The sequence below is a fragment of the Acinetobacter sp. CIP 102136 genome (assembly GCF_000369685.1).
Classification (GTDB): domain Bacteria; phylum Pseudomonadota; class Gammaproteobacteria; order Pseudomonadales; family Moraxellaceae; genus Acinetobacter; species Acinetobacter fasciculus.
This window is the reverse complement of sequence record NZ_KB850142.1, coordinates 1484485-1500284: the sequence shown is the minus strand read 5'-3', so window position 1 is coordinate 1500284 and position 15800 is coordinate 1484485. Positions and strand designations below refer to the sequence as shown.

Genomic DNA, 15800 nt, shown 5'->3' with positions numbered 1-15800 from the left:
GTCACCAGTTTCCCCGTTGAAAGCAAACACCCCATGACATTAACTCGTTTTAATCTTATTGCATCAACCGCATGAACATCACCTATCTTTGTCCACGCATAGCGGTTATCAGGTGTAGATGAAAATCCTGTTTCATCAACATAACCTAATATAATTTCACCACGTGCCGCTTGCTCTCGTAATTCTTCAATCTGCTGTGTTGCTTGTTCAAATGCAATCGGATCTCTTTTTTTTCAAGCTATGACGGGTACGCTTGAAGACCATACCTGAATCCCGTAAAAACTTACGAATGGTTTCAACAGACACGGACACTTCGTATTCTTCATGTAGTTTGACTCGGATTTGTTCTGCATTGAGTGGACTTGTATTGACCCAATCTAGGATTTTCGCCTGATAGTCTGAGATCAATGTATTGGGTCGACCTGAGCGATGACCTTCTTTAATCGATTCAAACTCATACAATTCCCAACGTCGGCGTTGTAGCCTTATGGTTTCTGGGATACGTTCTTGTAGAGTGGCAACTTCCGCAACGCTTTTACCTTCGGAAAGCCAGAGAATAGTTTGGGCACGTTGCCTTTCACGCCAATGTTTTGCATGCTTGACCAGAAAAATGAGTCGTTCTCGCTGTTCTAAACTAAGTGGTACAGAAACAATTCTAGGCATGTGTGAACATCTGTTAACTAAAAAAACCTTTTCGCATCATTAGTTATTTTTGTCAACTTACGAGTCTAGGCTTTTTATGTTGTTAATATCTCTGGATATTAGAATAACTAAGATATTAAACTATCAATCGTTCCACCATATTTTAAGTAGTCATACAGGCTAAGTAAATTCTTAAATAGGCTATCATCACTATTTTTACCTAAGCATTTTCCAGTTTTAAGATGGACTGCTATTTCATCTATAGAAATTTTTTCATTAAAAATATTCCAATAGATTTGATTATATTTGTTAGAAACCTTCGCATCACATTCTTCAATTTCATCAAAACTTCTAATAATCTTAGCTGTTTGAGGGATAGAACTATAAATTTTCTTAAGTCTATCAATCTGTATCTCTTTCAATTGTTCCAAATTATTAATTTTATTTGAGACATTTGATAACCCAAAAATTGGGATAATTCTCTGTTGTAAATTTTCCTGCTTATTGATCAAATTAGCCAAAGATTCATTCGATTCAGCAATAATATTAAAATAATCTGATATGATTTCATTGAAGTTTCGGAATTGAACTTGAAGATTTTTCTCAGTACCAATAGCTAGAACAGTTTGATTATTATGTAACTTACTAGGATCAACAGTGATTGTTACTTTGACACCCTCAGATCCTTTAACAATATCATGATAAATATTTTGGACTTTTCTAATATCCATTGCGGAGATAGGGAGTACTAAATTTGAAATATTCCTGAAAAGTTCTGAAAAATTATCAGTCTTTATTTTATTAATCCGAATAATGCCAATATCCTTAATATCAATATCATGTGCTGCAACTTCTATTGACTGACTATCTGGCTCATATTCGACTAACAGAAAATTATTTCTAATTTTTTGAGCCATCTCAGAATTCGTATCTACATACGAAAATATCGTCTTCAAGATACTTCTAATATTTTCATCAGTAATACTATAACCAATAAAGATCACTGGGTTATGCATGAATAAAGAAAGCATCTGAGCCTTTATCAACTCATATTTTTTGTCAAATTTTTCATAGTCTTCTGCAGTAATGATGATATTTCGGCTATCAGTCACACAACCATGAATTTTATAAATTGAACCATAGGGATTACTTAAAAGAATATTATTTCCTATCAATGGTGTAAAAAATTCAAAAGTTTTCTCTGTCAATAAATCATAATTAGTCGTTATAACAGCAGACAGATTCTTACGAGCTTTAATTAGTTCTTCAATTTCAGATGTTTTGTCCTCTCTAATTTCATGATTGGACAATAGTTCAGCAATATAAGCCTTAAATGCACTAAATTTTTTATTCTTATCAATACTGTTGAAGTATTGTTCTCTAACCCCATTGAAAATTTTTTTATCATTATCAATAACAGTAGCATTAAAAATTTTTTCTAGCTCTTGGGCTACGAGTTCAAAAGAAATATTGTCATTAATGAAACAACGACTCTTTAATCTTAAGTATTCACGTTGCCAACTAGTGTTGTCTTCATCATAAAAGAGATCATCTGCAACTCGCTGTAATAATCCTTCCCATGTATAAGATTTTTTTAAATATCTCAGGCTAAATCCAGTTCCAAGAAATAAAATTGGATGATTTTTTATTTGTTGAAAAAACTCATTTAAATACATGAAGAAAGCCTTGTAAATTTTTGTTTATATTGTCACTTAAAAAACATAAAAGCAAAAAAATAGATCTCTTTCATAAATCAAAAAACGATCTTCTTTTTGGTTAATATTTGCACTCCGGATTTCTTAGCATTCGTGCATAATCTGCGGATGAAATACATCGATTCAAACAAGCTTTCTGATCCTCAGTTCAAGCGATACACAGGCATCTCATGGTCAACTTTCTATTTGATGGTTGAGCAATTGCAGAAGCATGTCTCTGCCAAAGGCAGACCGCCCAAGTTAAGCCTGGAGGATCAGGTCCTGCTGTGTCTGAGCTATTGGCGGGAATACCGAACCTTATTTCACGTTGTGACGAGTTACGGGGTTTCAGAGCCCACAGCCTCAAGAATTGTCCGTCATGTTGAAGACTGCCTGATTCGGTCCAATCTGTTTAATTTACCCAAAGATTTACCCGAGGGCGAAGGCATCGACTGGAATGTTGTGATCGTGGATGCCACGGAAATTCCAATCCAAAGGCCTAAAAAAACAGAAGAAAAGCTATAGCGGCAAGAAAAAGACCCATACCTTTAAAGTACAGGCCATGATTCACTACAAAACTCAGAAAATTCTGAGTTTATGTACCAGTCGCGGTGCAGTGCATGATTTCGAGTTGTTCAAACGCAATTTAAACCAGATTCCTTTTGGGGCTTTTATCCTTGCAGATAAAGGCTATCAGGGGATTTATGTGTTGTATCCGAATAGCCTGTTGCCATTAAAAGCCAAAAGACACTGTAAATTGGATCCTGAATTGAAAATCTATAATCAAGAAATCAATAAAAGAAGAATCGGAATTGAGCATGTATTTGGCAGCCTGAAAACCTTCAAAATCCTTGCTGAGCGTTATCGAAATAGAGGTAAAAGGCTTGGTTTGAGATTCAATTTAATCGCTGGAATCTACAACTTGGAACTGAGCAAAAAATGATTTATGAAAGAGGTCTAATGTCGAATACTAATTTAGACTTAAGCAACCACTTATCCATCACCTCGTACATAGATAATTATACTTTCCTATAGCAGTGATAAGTACGATATTTATATATGAAGAAGATTTGCAAATGATTGGATAAATTTGCCACTCTTTCCTATACCTGATAAGTTACTTTAATTAAAAAAATTTAACCCTTATCTTTATTAGCATAAATTTTTTCTCTATCTAATCTTCCTTTAATTTTTAATTCATAGAATCTATGTAAAATTCTATCCATCACAGTATGAGAAATAGTCGGGTCTTGGAATTGTTCAAACCATAATTGCTATTGACGAAAAATTAGAATAATTTTTAACATGAAATAATAAAATATTTATTTTAACACGTTGTTTTTATTATAATTTTATCAATAATCATCTGTTGTGTATTTTAATAATCTTATCTATTGTTTTTATTTTTAAGTTGCAATAATCAATCTGATAATCAATTTCTTCTCTATATTTTTTTATTGAATAGCAAAATTCTGGGTAAGATAAAGTTAACTCATTAATGAATTCAGCCTGTTTAATCAAAAAAATTAACTCTTTTTTTAGTTTGTTCTTTTGAACATTTAAAGGATTTCTTGATTCATTCTCGATCAACTGCTTTCTCAACTCCTTTAATTTTTGAGTTTCACTATATAAATAAGATTTTTTCTTAAATAGCGATCTTTGAGCAACTAAGTAGTCATTTTTTGATAATAATTTTATAGCTGCATACATATCTTCTCGTAAGCTTTTAACATTGGATGAATCCAACTGATCTGATTGTCTAATAATCTCCCAAAAACATTTGGCTTCCCAATCCTCAATTTCATAATTTTTTATTATTTCAAGAAATTGGTCAGCCAATGGAATATTAAACTTCATCATTTTGGAAACCTTTAAAAAGTAAAAGAGGATTATAGTCCGTGGATGTTTAGTCCTCAATTAGTGATATTTCTTTTTTTTGAGCAGTTTGTTCCAAATGTCAGAATTATCAAAAGTAATTGGTTGTTCAATCCGCAACAAAAGAAAAGAGAAAAATATCACTCAAGAATCACTCGCATTGCAATGTGGAATTGATCGTAGTTATATGGGACGTATTGAACGTGGTGAGGTCAATATCACAGTAGAAAAACTATATGAAATAGCATCAGCTATGCAAATTCCAGCCAAAGATTTGATTCCCTAGTTTCATTCAAATATAAACTAGAAATCCAATCTAATTTTAAAAACTACCAACCTAAATTAGGTGTATCTATTTTATTTTTATTATTGCCTGAAGCTCTTTTCCTTATTTTTCCTCTTAGTTTTAAGAGCTCTATAGGAGATAAAGGAGGCTCGGGCAGAAATGAATCAATCTCATCTAACATTTCCAAAGCTTGAAGAATAGCTATCAGATCAGCCAGTCGAACATTTCCTTTCTCTGCTTTTAGCACTGTCCTTTTTGAAACCCACGCCCTGTCTGCGACTTCTACTTGTGTCATGTCTCGGTTTAATCGTGCTCGCTTTAACCGTAGCCCAATTACTTCGGCAATGTAGGAGGGATTATCACTTTTATAAAATTTCATTTTTAAAATTTGAACTATTAATAAATTAACTTAAAGATATTCTTTCTACACGGAATCGCCAAATATCATTGAAGTTGACGTTAAGTGCCAAAATCTGTACTTAACAAAGATTTTTATAGGATTAAGTGCAAGATATTGCACTTAATAGCACACCCCACATCCAAATTATTTTAGTAAAAATCTTAATTTACTTAAATTTTGTTTAATCTAATAATGTAGAAGAAATACATAAAATCGAACATGGTAGTTGAAGGCATACGTTGTGTAGTTACCTGATGGTTTCAACCACCTTTTATATAGTCTGTTTGGGGCTTCTATGTCAGATATTGCAAAAGCAGTTCAGGAACGGGTAAAAGGATTTCGCCTTGGGTATGTCTTTTCTGTGGACGAGTTTGAACAGTATGGAAAGACTGAAGTGGTTTATCTGGAGCTCCATCGTTTAAATGCGCAAGGCGTGATTAATCGTATTCAGCATGGTGTTTATTACAAACCTGAGCCCAACATTATGTTAAAGGGGCGATACCTGAGCCCTAATATTTATGATGTAGTTAAAGTGATTGCTGAAAAAAATGGTGAATTCATCCAGGTTCATGGGGGGATGGCTGCAAATCGTCTTGAATTAAGCACTCAGGTTCCAGTAATGGATGTGTTTTATACTTCAGGTTACTCTCGTGAATTTAAGATTGGCGGCACTCAGGTAAGATTGCTGCATACTAAAAACAATAAATTTTTCCAACATCCCTTCGATAGCCGCGTAGGAATGGCCATATCAGCATTACTCTTTTTGGGAAAAAAGATTGTTGATTTAAATATGGTTAGAAAGCTTGAAAAGACACTTACATCTGAAGAGTGGATATTACTTTCTCAGTCTTCTTTGCCGGCATGGTTGCATAATTTATTAGATGAGCAGAAGACAAAGTCCTATTTTTAAGCCTAGATTTTTTGCATTCCTTATCCATAGCTTTTCATATTGAAATCTACCACAATACGCTCAAAGAAATTTGAGAGTCATCAGTGTGATTACAGGCGAAATTAAAAGCAAAATTGACCAGATCTGGAACTCTTTTTGGAGTGGTGGTATTTCCAATCCTCTAGAAGTCATGGAGCAAATGACTTATTTGCTCTTTATCCGCCGACTCGATGAAATTCAGATTACCAAAGAAAAGAAAGCCAACCGCCTAAAAACTGCTGTAGAAAAGCCAATTTTTACACCTGAACAAGACCATTTACGTTGGTCTAAATTTATTACGCTCGGCGATCCTACTCAGCTTTATGACACGATTGCTAATGAAGTTTTCCCATTCATAAAAAGCATTGGGAATGAAGATGACACCACCTACAGTCATCACATGAAAGATGCTCGTTTTACGATTCCAAATGCTGCACTTTTAACTAAAGTAGTTGATCTGTTGGCTGAAGTACCAATGGATGACAAAGATACCAAAGGTGATATTTACGAGTACATGCTTGGTAAGATCGCTTCAGCAGGTCAAAATGGTCAGTTCCGTACTCCTCGCCATATCATCAAGATGATCGTGGAGCTGATGCAGCCAAAACCGACAGATACCATCTGTGACCCTGCATGTGGTACAGCAGGCTTCCTCGTTGCAGCCAGTGAATATTTAAACGAACATCACAGCACTGAGATTTTTGCCAATCCTGAAGCAGCGAAACGTTTTAGTGAAGAAACCTTCTTTGGTTATGATTTTGACAGCACCATGCTTCGTATTGGTTCGATGAATATGATGCTGCACGGTGTTGAAAATCCAAGGATTGAAAACCGTGATTCTTTAAGCGAAGCACATTCACATATTGAAAGTCAGTTCAGTTTGATTCTTGCCAATCCACCATTTGCAGGCAGCCTGGACTACGAAAGCTGTGCCAAGAATATTCAGGCGATTGTAAAAACCAAAAAGACGGAACTGCTGTTTTTAGCCTTGTTCTTACGCATATTAAAAACAGGTGGTCGTGCTGCGATTATTGTCCCTGATGGGGTGTTGTTTGGTTCTTCTAAAGCACATAAAGATTTGCGTCAGAAGATTGTGGAAGAGCAAAAGCTCGAAGCCATTATTTCGATGCCTTCAGGGGTGTTTAAACCGTATGCAGGGGTTTCAACTGCCATTCTGATTTTCACCAAAACTGAAACTGGTGGTACAGATAAGGTTTGGTTCTATGACATGCAGGCAGATGGTTATTCGCTAGATGATAAGCGTAATGAACTCGATGCTTCTAAGCATGAAAATAACAATATTCCTGACATTATTTCCCGTTTTAAAAACTTAGAAGGTGAAGCTAATCGTAAAGCGACTGAACAAAGTTTCTTAGTTGATAAGGCCGATATTGCTGCCAATGGTTATGACTTGTCGATTAACCGTTATAAAGAAGTGGTATATGAGCAAGTTGAATATGAAGCACCAAACAAAATTTTGACCGATTTAGAACAACTTGAGCAGGACATTCTTAAGGGAATGAATGAGCTTAAGGAGTTACTGAAATGAGCTATCCCAAAATGAAATTGGGTGATTGCACCGAAATTTTTTCTGGCTCAACTCCACGAACAAATAATCCTGATTTTTGGGATGGTGACATTATTTGGGTTACACCTAAAGACTTGAGTAAATTGAAGTCCAAATTCATTTCTAAAACAGAAAGTAAGATTACTCAATTAGGCTTTGATAGTTGTTCAACTAAGCTACTTCCTGAAAATTCTGTTTTATTTAGCTCTCGTGCTCCAATTGGACATGTTGCTATTAATACAGTGCCAATGTGTACCAATCAGGGTTTCAAAAGTTTTGTACCGAAATCAAATTTATTAGATGCTCAATATTTGTATTACTGGTTGAAAGCAAATAAAGAATATCTTCAAGATTTAGGCGTTGGGGCTACTTTTAAAGAAATTTCTAAGACAGTAATCGCTAATGTTGAAATTCCACTTCCACCAATAAACGAACAACGCCGAATTGCTTCTATTTTAGATAAAGCAGATGAGTTACGCCAAAAACGTCAGCAAGCGATTGAAAAGTTAGATCAGCTTTTACAAGCTACTTTTATTGATATGTTTGGTGATCCAGTTAGTAATCCTAAAGGTTTTAAGGTGGCTAAACTTGCTGAACAGGTAGATTTGATTCAAATCGGGCCATTCGGTACTCAGTTACACCAAGAAGATTAGATCTCCTGCGAAAGTAAAAAATTGTTTATACTGGCCCCATGAAATATGAAAATTTAACTAGATTTAATGATGGGGAATTTAAGCGACTCGTTGGAGTTCCTCGTCCATTATTCTTAAAAATGGTATCGGTGTTACAACACGCTGAACTTGCCAAGAAAAAATCTGGAAGGCCGCATTCTTTGTGTTTAGAGGATCAATTATTGTTAACTCTAAACTACTTACGCTGTTATAGGACTCAAATTGAATTATCCGCTGACTATAATCTCGCTGAAAGTAATGTGAATCGTACTATTCATAAAGTTGAAAATGCTCTGATTCAATCACGGATTTTTGCATTACCCAAAAGGAATCAAAAGTTTAGTGAAGGTGATTATGTGATCGTTGATGTCACTGAGTCACAGATTGAGCGTCCCAAAAAAACAAAGAAAATTCTATAGCGGTAAAAAGAAGAAACATACGCTAAAAACACAGGTTATTTTTAACCCAAGACTAAAGCAAATTGTAAGTATACAGGTCGAAAGTGGCAGAAAACATGATCTGACGATTGCGCGTAAGTATTTTAAGGAGATGATCATTTATCCTTGTATTATGGCAGATTTAGCCTATAAAGGATTTCATCAGATTAAGAGTAAGTTACTCATTCCAATCAAGAAACCTAAGAATTTATCATTACCCAAAATAGCAAAACAGATCAACCAAGAAATCAGTCGGCGTAGGATCACAATTGAACATATCAACGGCAAACTTAAACATTTTCGGATATTGACAGAACGCTATAGAAATAGACGGAAACGATTTGGTCTAAGAATGAATTTAATTGTTGGAATGGTGAATTGGATGCTCTTGAATTAACTTTCGCAAGAGATCTACTATATTGAAAATGGCATACCGTTAATCAATCCATCCCATATAAAAAATGGGAAAATAATACCTAATGACAAATTAACGGTAAGCAAATCGAAGCATGAGGAACTAACCCAGTATCACTTAAGATTAAATGATGTGCTGTTAGGTCGTCGTGGTGAAATGGGTAGATGTGCTGTAGTAACTGAAAAGGAAGTCGGTTGGCTATGTGGTACAGGTAGCCTGTTTATTCGGCCCAATAGAGAAAAAATCAATCCATTTTTTCTAGAGCTTTTATTATCTTCCGACTCTATAAAGAAATATCTTGAGAATGTGTCACAAGGTCAGACAATGGCTAACTTGAATAAATCTATTGTAGGTGCAATACCTTTAATTCTTCCAAGTATTGAGATTCAGAATAAATTTTTCATAATTTCTGAAAAAATTGATAAGATGAAATCTGAATTTAAAAATGCGAAAAATCGAGCAAATAATTTGTTTGAATCATTACAAAACCAAGCATTTAGCGGAAATTTATAAAATATTTTGAGGGTATAGACATGAGCAACTTTCAGTTTTTAGAGCCTGAGTTTAGCAAGCTAGCACTCACCGCAAAAGAAGCTGAAAAGCTTGTGTATATTTCCCCTCAAGCCGCTTTAATGTTTGCCCGAAACTCATTAGAAAATCTTGTTTTTTGGCTCTATCAATACGATAAAAAACTCACTCAACCCTATGACCCATCCCTGTATAGCCTGATCACCGATGTAAAGTTTAAAGAGATTATCCCGCCCTACATTTGGGACAAGATGGATAATATCCGCATGGTCGGCAACAGTGCGGTACATGGTAAAAAATTCAAACAACTGACCACTGAAGAAACCGTTAAACATATCAGCCATCTCTTTCTGATCTTTGTGTGGTTTGAACGTACTTATGGCTCACCATCAAAAAATCGCTCTCAGGCTGTCCTATTTAACCCTAAACTGATTCCTAACGCAGATAGCACTCAACCAGTCACAGCAAATAAAGAGCAGCTACAGCAAGAAGCCAAAGCCTTTGATAAAGAATTCGCTGAACAACACAAAGCGTTACGTGAACGGGAACAAAAGCTACTAGAGCTGTCTGCAAGTTTAGAAGAACGTGAGAAACTGCTCGCAAATATTGATGCTGAGCTGGCGCAGAAACGTCAGCAAGTCGAACAAGCCAAACTTGCCAACAGCAAAGTTCAAGACCATACCGACTATAAAGAAGATGAAACCCGTAAATTAAAAATTGATCTTTTGCTTGAAGAAGCAGGTTGGGAAATTGGCATTACTGCGCGAGAAGAAGTTCCAGTCACAGGAATGCCAAGCACTTCAGGTAAAGGTTCAGTCGATTATGTTCTGTATGATGCCAATGGCTTACCTTTGGCATTGGTAGAAGCGAAACGTACATCAGTTGATCCTGAAGTGGGTCAGCAACAGGCAAAACTGTATGCTGACTGTTTGGAGCAGCAAACTGGTCAACGCCCTGTCATTTTCTACACCAATGGTTATCGCACCCGTATCTGGAATGATGTACAAGGTGGGCCACCTCGTTTGGTGCATGGCTTCTATACTCAAGCTGAACTAAAACGCCTGATCGAAAGACGTAAAAACAACCCTGATCTTGGCAGCTTCCCAATCAACGCCAATATTGTCGAGCGTTACTATCAGACCCGTGCCATCAAAGCCATGCTTGCAGCATTTCAGCGTAAGGAACGCGCAGGCTTGCTCATCATGGCAACAGGTACAGGGAAAACCCGTACCGCGATTGCCTTGGTCGATGTGTTGATGAAAGCCAATGTGGTGCAGAAAGTTCTATTTCTCGCGGATCGTACTTCACTGGTGGTACAAGCCACCAATGCCTTCAAAGCCAACCTACCTGATTCTGCACCTGTCAATCTGGTCGAGAGCAAAACTCAGAATGGACGGGTTTATCTCTCTACCTATCAGACCATGATGGGCTTGATTGATGAAATGAATGCGGATGGTACACGCAAATACGGTACAGGCATGTTTGACCTGATTATTGTCGATGAAGCCCACCGTAGCGTGTATCAAAAGTTTGGTGAGATTTTCAAATACTTTGACAGTCTGCTTGTCGGTTTGACGGCTACGCCACGCGATGAAGTAGACCGTGATACCTATGCATTGTTTGGTTTGGAAAGTGGTGTCCCCACCGATTACTACGATTTAAACCAAGCGATTGCTGATGGTTATCTCGTACCACCGAAAGCCTATTCTGTACCGTTGAAGTTCATGCGTGAAGGCGTGAAATATGATGAGCTTTCAGAAGAAGAGAAACTGCATTGGGATGAACTGGATTGGGATGGCGGTGATGCCCCTGATGAAGTGAAAGCATCTAAGATTAACAAAGAGTTGTTCAATACAGGTACGGTAGACAAGATGCTACGACACTTGATGGAAAACGGCATCAAGGTTGAAGGTGGCGATATGTTGGGTAAAACTATCATCTTTGCAGTCAATCAGAACCATGCCAACTTCATTGCAGAACGCTTTGATAAAAACTATCCGCACTATGACGGCAAGTTTGCCCGTGTGATTACGCACTCGACCAAGTACGCTCAAAGCTTGATTGATAGCTTTAGTAAAAAAGATCTGGCTGACCCACAAATCGCCATTTCCGTAGATATGCTCGATACAGGGATCGATGTTCCAGCAGTAGTCAACCTTGTCTTCTTCAAAGCTGTACGTTCGAAAGTGAAGTTTACGCAGATGATTGGACGTGGTACACGGCTTTGCAAAGACCTGTTTGCCCCTGAAGTGGACAAGAAAGAATTCTATATTTTCGACTACTGTTCCAATTTTGAATACTTCAATGAAAATCCTGATGGTGCGCCTATTTCGACTACAGAACCATTGGGACAACGCCTATTCAAAGCTCGTTTGAATGTTTTGAGTTTGCTTAATTCACCCGATTATCAAACTGAAGAAATGAAAGCTGTACAGCAAGAAATGCGTCAGAGCTTGCAGACTGAAGTGAAGTCGATGAATAAAGACAACTTCATTGTTAAATCTGAAATTGAGCATGTTGAATACTTTAAAAGTGATACTGCCTGGGACAATTTGGATGACCTTGCAATTGGTACATTACGAGAACACATTTCAAAACTTCCGAACGAACTAGAGTCTGAACCACTAGAAGCCAAGCTGTTTGACATGCTTTGCTATAACATTGAACTTGCTGTGCTGGAAAAAAATACCAAGACAATTCAGGTTTATGCCAATAAAGTCATCGAAATCGCTTCTAAGTTGGAAACTAAAGAAAATATTCCTGTGGTAGCGGCACAGATTAACCTGATTCAAGAAATACAAACTGAAGCCTATTGGGAAGGCATCACTGTTCCAATGCTGGAGTCGATGCGTAAACGCATTCGGGGATTGGTGAAGCTGATTGAGAAATCTACCTCAACGATTGTGTACTCGATGCTTGATGATGAAATTGGTGAAGCAACAGAAGTGGATATTCCCGTGGTTTCCAGTGGTGTAAACATTGCTCAATACCGTAAACGAGTTGAAAGCTTCATCAAATCAAATGAAGATCACATCACCATTGCCAAATTGAAGCGTGGCTTAGCTCTTACCCCAACTGACCTGAACGAACTAGAACGATTTGTGTTTGACGCTCAGGAAGTTGAGAGTAAAGAAAAATTTGAGGAATGCTTTGGTACAGATAAGCCATTACCTCTCTTTATTCGTTCACTTGTCGGTTTAGATCGTCAAGCGGTGCAACAAGCCTTCTCTAAATATCTGCAAGGCTCAACTTACAATGAAAAGCAGATTCGTTTTATCGAAATGGTGATTGAACATTTGACCATTCGGGGAACATTAGAAGCCTCGCAGCTTTATGAACCACCATTCAATCAAATCCATTATGAAGGGATTGATGGTGTATTCGGTGATGCAGATACTGACAACATATTTGGGGTTGTTGAAGCGTTTAATGAAAGTGCGGTGGCTTAAAAATTAAAATGTATGAAGGTGATATATGACTCCGATAATTAAGAAATACTATGATTCATCTGAATGCATTTGGATTGAAGAAAAGAATGAGGATGGAACCGACAATGAAAATTTTGAAACTAATATAAAAGTCAAATTAAAATCTGCACTACAGATGCCAAATATCATGGTATTGGCAGGTAGTGGAACCTCGTTAGGTGATATTGTTAAAGGCCCAAAAATGTGGGATTTATGGATATCATGTACGACTGGTGATATGAAATTAATTTCTGAAGATTGTTTTAGTGAATGCAAATATGATCATAAAGATGATAACAATAAAAATATAGAGCTATGTCTATCTCATTGTGAAGCTTATTCTCAAGTGGGAGAAACCATAGAAAAAACTGAACTATTCATAAAAAAATGTAAGGAATTAATTTTAGATAAATGTCGGTTTCTCACTGATAAAGACGCACAACTAGTTGGTCATAAAGAATTTATTAGAAAACTGGCTAGAAGAAAGTCAAAAGATCCTAGAGTTAAGATTTTTACTACTAATTATGATACATGTTTTGAAGATGCTGCTGGATTATTAGGTATTACCGTAATAGATGGTTTTTCCTTTTCAATGCCCCGTATTTATGATGCTAAATTTTTTGATATGGATATTGTCCGTAGAAATACAACTACTTCATCAACAAATATTCATTATTTAGAAGGAGTGTATCAACTTTATAAACTTCATGGCTCTACAAATTGGAGTCGTGATAAAACTAGTTCTTATACTATTAAGCAGGCAGAAAATGTAAATGCTGAAGATAGCTGCATGATTTTTCCTGCAAAAGGGAAGTATCAGCAATCATACATACAACCGCATCTTGAATTAATTGCCCGCTTTTCACAAAGTTTAAGAGAACCAAATACATGTTTAATTATTGCTGGCTTTGGATTTAATGATGATCATCTATCTGAGCCAATTTTATCAGCAATTCTGTCAAATCCACATTTAAAAGTAATCATTGTTTCTCCTAGTATTGAAAATGACTTCTTAGAAGTTCCTCCTAAAACCTCTAAGTATTGGAAGATATTTAAAAAAATTGCAGATAACAGAAAGAATGATGAGATTGTTTTTATTAACTGTGATTTTCAGCAATTTTCCAGTCTTATTCCTGACCTAACAGCATTGTCTCCTGCAGAAAATCTTCATGAAAATATAAAGAAGTTATTTGGAGATACACATGCATAACGGTGTAATCAAACCAGAACTACTTTTTGGAAAAGTAAATGCTGTTACTGCTAGTTCTGTCAACTTTGGATATATCAATTTACATCATCAAGCAACTTACTTTCATGGTAAACGTTATGGAAAGGGTGAAGTTGGTGAGTTCATATTAATTGAAAGTCAGGTAAATTTAATTCTTGGTCGTATTGTAGAAATTAAAAAAGATGATTTAGATCAATCTAACTTAGATATTGCAGGTAGAATCCAACTTCTTGGTACCATCCAGATGGATAATCTACATGTAACTGCTGGCGTTGAATACTATCCAAACATTAATGATTTAATTTATTCAGCTCCACATGAACTTATCGCTCAACTACCTAAACGCATGAATAAAGGAATACCTAAAGTTGAGTTAAACATAGGTTTTATTGATGTAGATCAAGGGTGTGATATTACTGTTACACCAGAAAAGCTATTTGGACGACATTTGGGAATTTTAGGTTCTACTGGGGGAGGTAAAAGTTATACGACAGCAAAAATTTTAGAGGAATGCAGAAAATTTGGCTCGAAAATAATTATTCTTGATCCAACAGGTGAATATAAAGACTTCTTAGGAGAAGATATTGAAAATATTCATCTAGCTAATCCTATTAATCCAGCAATTGGTTCTTCAGCAGTTAGTTTGCCAGCAGAATGTTTCCAAGAAACCGACTTTATTGCTCTATTTGAACCGTCTGGAAAAGTACAAGGGCCAAAATTTAGAGATGCTATAAGAAGTCTAAGGCTTGTTCATATTTTAAAGGAGCAAAACTTACATTTAGATAAAATTGAACACGGTATTTTCTGGAAAATTAGAAGAACTGAGCAATCATGGAAAGATTGTATTAAATCTATAGGAGGTACAAAACTCTTAGAGCATCCATCAACACCATTTAATCCTTTAAAGCTGAGTAAACAAATCCGTGAGGAATGTATATGGCCACCGAAAACGGATGGTATATGGGGAGAAGATCAGCAAAGTTTTAGTTATTGTCTTGCATTAATATCAAGGATTCATGGAATAACAACCTCAAATACTTTTAAATTTGTTTTTCAGCCGGAAGATTTACCAACACTTATACAAAAATTTGATGATTTTTATGAATCTGATAAAAAAATATTAAGAATTGACCTTAGTGATGTAGGTTTTGAATTTAAGGCAAGAGAAATAGTGGCAAATGTAATTGGACGGCATTTATTGAATAAGGCACGAGCTAGAAAGTTCTCAAATAAGCCATTAGTTGTTTTTCTTGATGAGGCACATAACTTTCTCGGAAAGGCTATTGGCAATGAAGATACTATAGCCCAATTAGATTCATTTGAATTGATCGCTAAAGAAGGGCGTAAATTTGGTTTAAATATTTGCCTAGCAACACAAAGACCAAGAGACATCACAGAGGGCGTTTTAAGTCAGCTCGGAACTTTGATTGTTCATAGACTTACAAATGATCGCGATAGAGAAATTATTGAACGTGCTTGCGGTGAAATTGATAAAGCAGCATCAGATTTTTTACCAAGTTTACAACCTGGAGAAGCAGTTCTTATTGGAAATGATTTTCCAATTCCCCTAACTATTAATATTCACAAGCCTGAAGTAAAACCAAACTCATCAGGTGCAGATTTTCAAAATAAGTGGTTGTAACCTCTATTATGTGATTGAAG

Annotated in this window: 14 protein-coding genes and 1 pseudogene; 11 read left to right on the top strand and 4 right to left on the bottom strand. The window is 36.1% G+C overall.

Going from position 1 to position 15800, the window contains the following annotated elements; translation table 11 throughout:
• Window positions 1–207 precede the first annotated feature (207 nt).
• Together F893_RS12630 and F893_RS12625 are read right to left on the bottom strand one after the other, a co-directional pair.
• The gene (locus F893_RS12630) at window positions 208–663 is read right to left on the bottom strand and encodes a helix-turn-helix domain-containing protein (RefSeq protein ID WP_004647755.1); all 456 of its coding nucleotides are present in this window, start codon (window positions 661–663) and stop codon (window positions 208–210) included.
• A gap of 107 nt (window positions 664–770) precedes the next feature.
• Window positions 771–2318 carry an SIR2 family protein gene (locus F893_RS12625; RefSeq protein WP_005252363.1) on the bottom strand — a complete coding sequence of 516 codons (1548 nt, stop codon included), beginning with the start codon at window positions 2316–2318 and terminating at the stop codon, window positions 771–773.
• A gap of 147 nt (window positions 2319–2465) precedes the next feature.
• Here F893_RS12625 and F893_RS17550 point away from each other — a divergent pair, with 147 nt between their 5' ends.
• Both F893_RS17550 and F893_RS12620 read left to right on the top strand, forming a co-directional pair.
• On the top strand, window positions 2466–2861 hold the full coding sequence (locus F893_RS17550) for a transposase family protein (RefSeq protein ID WP_081400842.1): 396 nt from the start codon (window positions 2466–2468) through the stop codon (window positions 2859–2861).
• Window positions 2809–3279, top strand: a complete 471-nt coding sequence (locus F893_RS12620) for an IS5/IS1182 family transposase (RefSeq protein ID WP_005252359.1) — start codon at window positions 2809–2811, stop codon at window positions 3277–3279. The genes F893_RS17550 and F893_RS12620 overlap by 53 nt, the downstream gene beginning before the upstream one ends.
• A gap of 419 nt (window positions 3280–3698) precedes the next feature.
• Here the strand turns inward: F893_RS12620 and F893_RS12615 are convergent, their stop codons facing one another.
• On the bottom strand, window positions 3699–4196 hold the full coding sequence (locus F893_RS12615) for a hypothetical protein (RefSeq protein ID WP_005252358.1): 498 nt from the start codon (window positions 4194–4196) through the stop codon (window positions 3699–3701).
• Between the two features lie 94 nt (window positions 4197–4290).
• Between F893_RS12615 and F893_RS12610 the strand changes: the two genes are divergently transcribed.
• Window positions 4291–4497, top strand: a complete 207-nt coding sequence (locus F893_RS12610) for a helix-turn-helix domain-containing protein (RefSeq protein WP_005103069.1) — start codon at window positions 4291–4293, stop codon at window positions 4495–4497.
• Window positions 4498–4540: 43 nt separating this feature from the next.
• Here the strand turns inward: F893_RS12610 and F893_RS12605 are convergent, their stop codons facing one another.
• A complete protein-coding gene (locus F893_RS12605; protein ID WP_005252356.1) occupies window positions 4541–4876 on the bottom strand; it encodes a helix-turn-helix domain-containing protein in 336 nt (111 codons plus the stop codon).
• A 316-nt stretch (window positions 4877–5192) separates the two neighbouring features.
• On the opposite strand from F893_RS12605, the gene F893_RS12600 reads away from it, so the two are divergent.
• From F893_RS12600 to F893_RS12560, 8 genes and pseudogenes are all read left to right on the top strand, one after another.
• A complete protein-coding gene (locus F893_RS12600; RefSeq protein ID WP_005252354.1) occupies window positions 5193–5807 on the top strand; it encodes a DUF6088 family protein in 615 nt (204 codons plus the stop codon).
• An 85-nt stretch (window positions 5808–5892) separates the two neighbouring features.
• Complete coding sequence (locus F893_RS12595) at window positions 5893–7374, top strand: type I restriction-modification system subunit M (RefSeq protein ID WP_005171197.1); 1482 nt, start codon at window positions 5893–5895, stop codon at window positions 7372–7374.
• Window positions 7371–7988, top strand: a pseudogene (locus tag F893_RS12590) (restriction endonuclease subunit S); the annotation flags it as partial. The gene F893_RS12595 and the pseudogene F893_RS12590, both read left to right, overlap by 4 nt.
• A 95-nt stretch (window positions 7989–8083) precedes the next feature.
• Window positions 8084–8897, top strand: a protein-coding gene (locus F893_RS17545) for an IS5 family transposase (protein ID WP_100354842.1) whose coding sequence is annotated in 2 segments (ribosomal slippage) — window positions 8084–8470 and window positions 8472–8897 — 813 coding nt in all. Because the reading frame shifts where the segments join, the coding sequence is not laid out codon by codon here.
• A 12-nt stretch (window positions 8898–8909) separates the two neighbouring features.
• Window positions 8910–9428 carry a restriction endonuclease subunit S gene (locus F893_RS12575; protein ID WP_322111758.1) on the top strand — a complete coding sequence of 173 codons (519 nt, stop codon included), beginning with the start codon at window positions 8910–8912 and terminating at the stop codon, window positions 9426–9428.
• 20 nt (window positions 9429–9448) lie between these two features.
• Window positions 9449–12892, top strand: coding sequence for a DEAD/DEAH box helicase family protein (locus tag F893_RS12570; protein WP_005252343.1), 3444 nt, complete (start codon window positions 9449–9451; stop codon window positions 12890–12892).
• Window positions 12893–12917: 25 nt separating this feature from the next.
• Window positions 12918–14120 carry an SIR2 family protein gene (locus F893_RS12565; RefSeq protein WP_005252340.1) on the top strand — a complete coding sequence of 401 codons (1203 nt, stop codon included), beginning with the start codon at window positions 12918–12920 and terminating at the stop codon, window positions 14118–14120.
• Complete coding sequence (locus tag F893_RS12560; RefSeq protein WP_005252338.1) at window positions 14113–15780, top strand: ATP-binding protein; 1668 nt, start codon at window positions 14113–14115, stop codon at window positions 15778–15780. The genes F893_RS12565 and F893_RS12560 overlap by 8 nt, the downstream gene beginning before the upstream one ends.
• Window positions 15781–15800 lie beyond the last annotated feature (20 nt).

What these genes read in the sequence shown, in the direction of transcription:
- F893_RS12630 (WP_004647755.1), bottom strand. Translation starts at nt 663, where the DNA reads ATGCCTAGAATTGTTTCTGTACCACTTAGTTTAGAACAGCGAGAACGA.
- F893_RS12625 (WP_005252363.1), bottom strand. Translation starts at nt 2,318, where the DNA reads ATGTATTTAAATGAGTTTTTTCAACAAATAAAAAATCATCCAATTTTA.
- F893_RS17550 (WP_081400842.1), top strand. Translation starts at nt 2,466, where the DNA reads ATGAAATACATCGATTCAAACAAGCTTTCTGATCCTCAGTTCAAGCGA.
- F893_RS12620 (WP_005252359.1), top strand. Translation starts at nt 2,809, where the DNA reads ATGCCACGGAAATTCCAATCCAAAGGCCTAAAAAAACAGAAGAAAAGC.
- F893_RS12615 (WP_005252358.1), bottom strand. Translation starts at nt 4,196, where the DNA reads ATGATGAAGTTTAATATTCCATTGGCTGACCAATTTCTTGAAATAATA.
- F893_RS12610 (WP_005103069.1), top strand. Translation starts at nt 4,291, where the DNA reads ATGTCAGAATTATCAAAAGTAATTGGTTGTTCAATCCGCAACAAAAGA.
- F893_RS12605 (WP_005252356.1), bottom strand. Translation starts at nt 4,876, where the DNA reads ATGAAATTTTATAAAAGTGATAATCCCTCCTACATTGCCGAAGTAATT.
- F893_RS12600 (WP_005252354.1), top strand. Translation starts at nt 5,193, where the DNA reads ATGTCAGATATTGCAAAAGCAGTTCAGGAACGGGTAAAAGGATTTCGC.
- F893_RS12570 (WP_005252343.1), top strand. Translation starts at nt 9,449, where the DNA reads ATGAGCAACTTTCAGTTTTTAGAGCCTGAGTTTAGCAAGCTAGCACTC.
- F893_RS12565 (WP_005252340.1), top strand. Translation starts at nt 12,918, where the DNA reads ATGACTCCGATAATTAAGAAATACTATGATTCATCTGAATGCATTTGG.
- F893_RS12560 (WP_005252338.1), top strand. Translation starts at nt 14,113, where the DNA reads ATGCATAACGGTGTAATCAAACCAGAACTACTTTTTGGAAAAGTAAAT.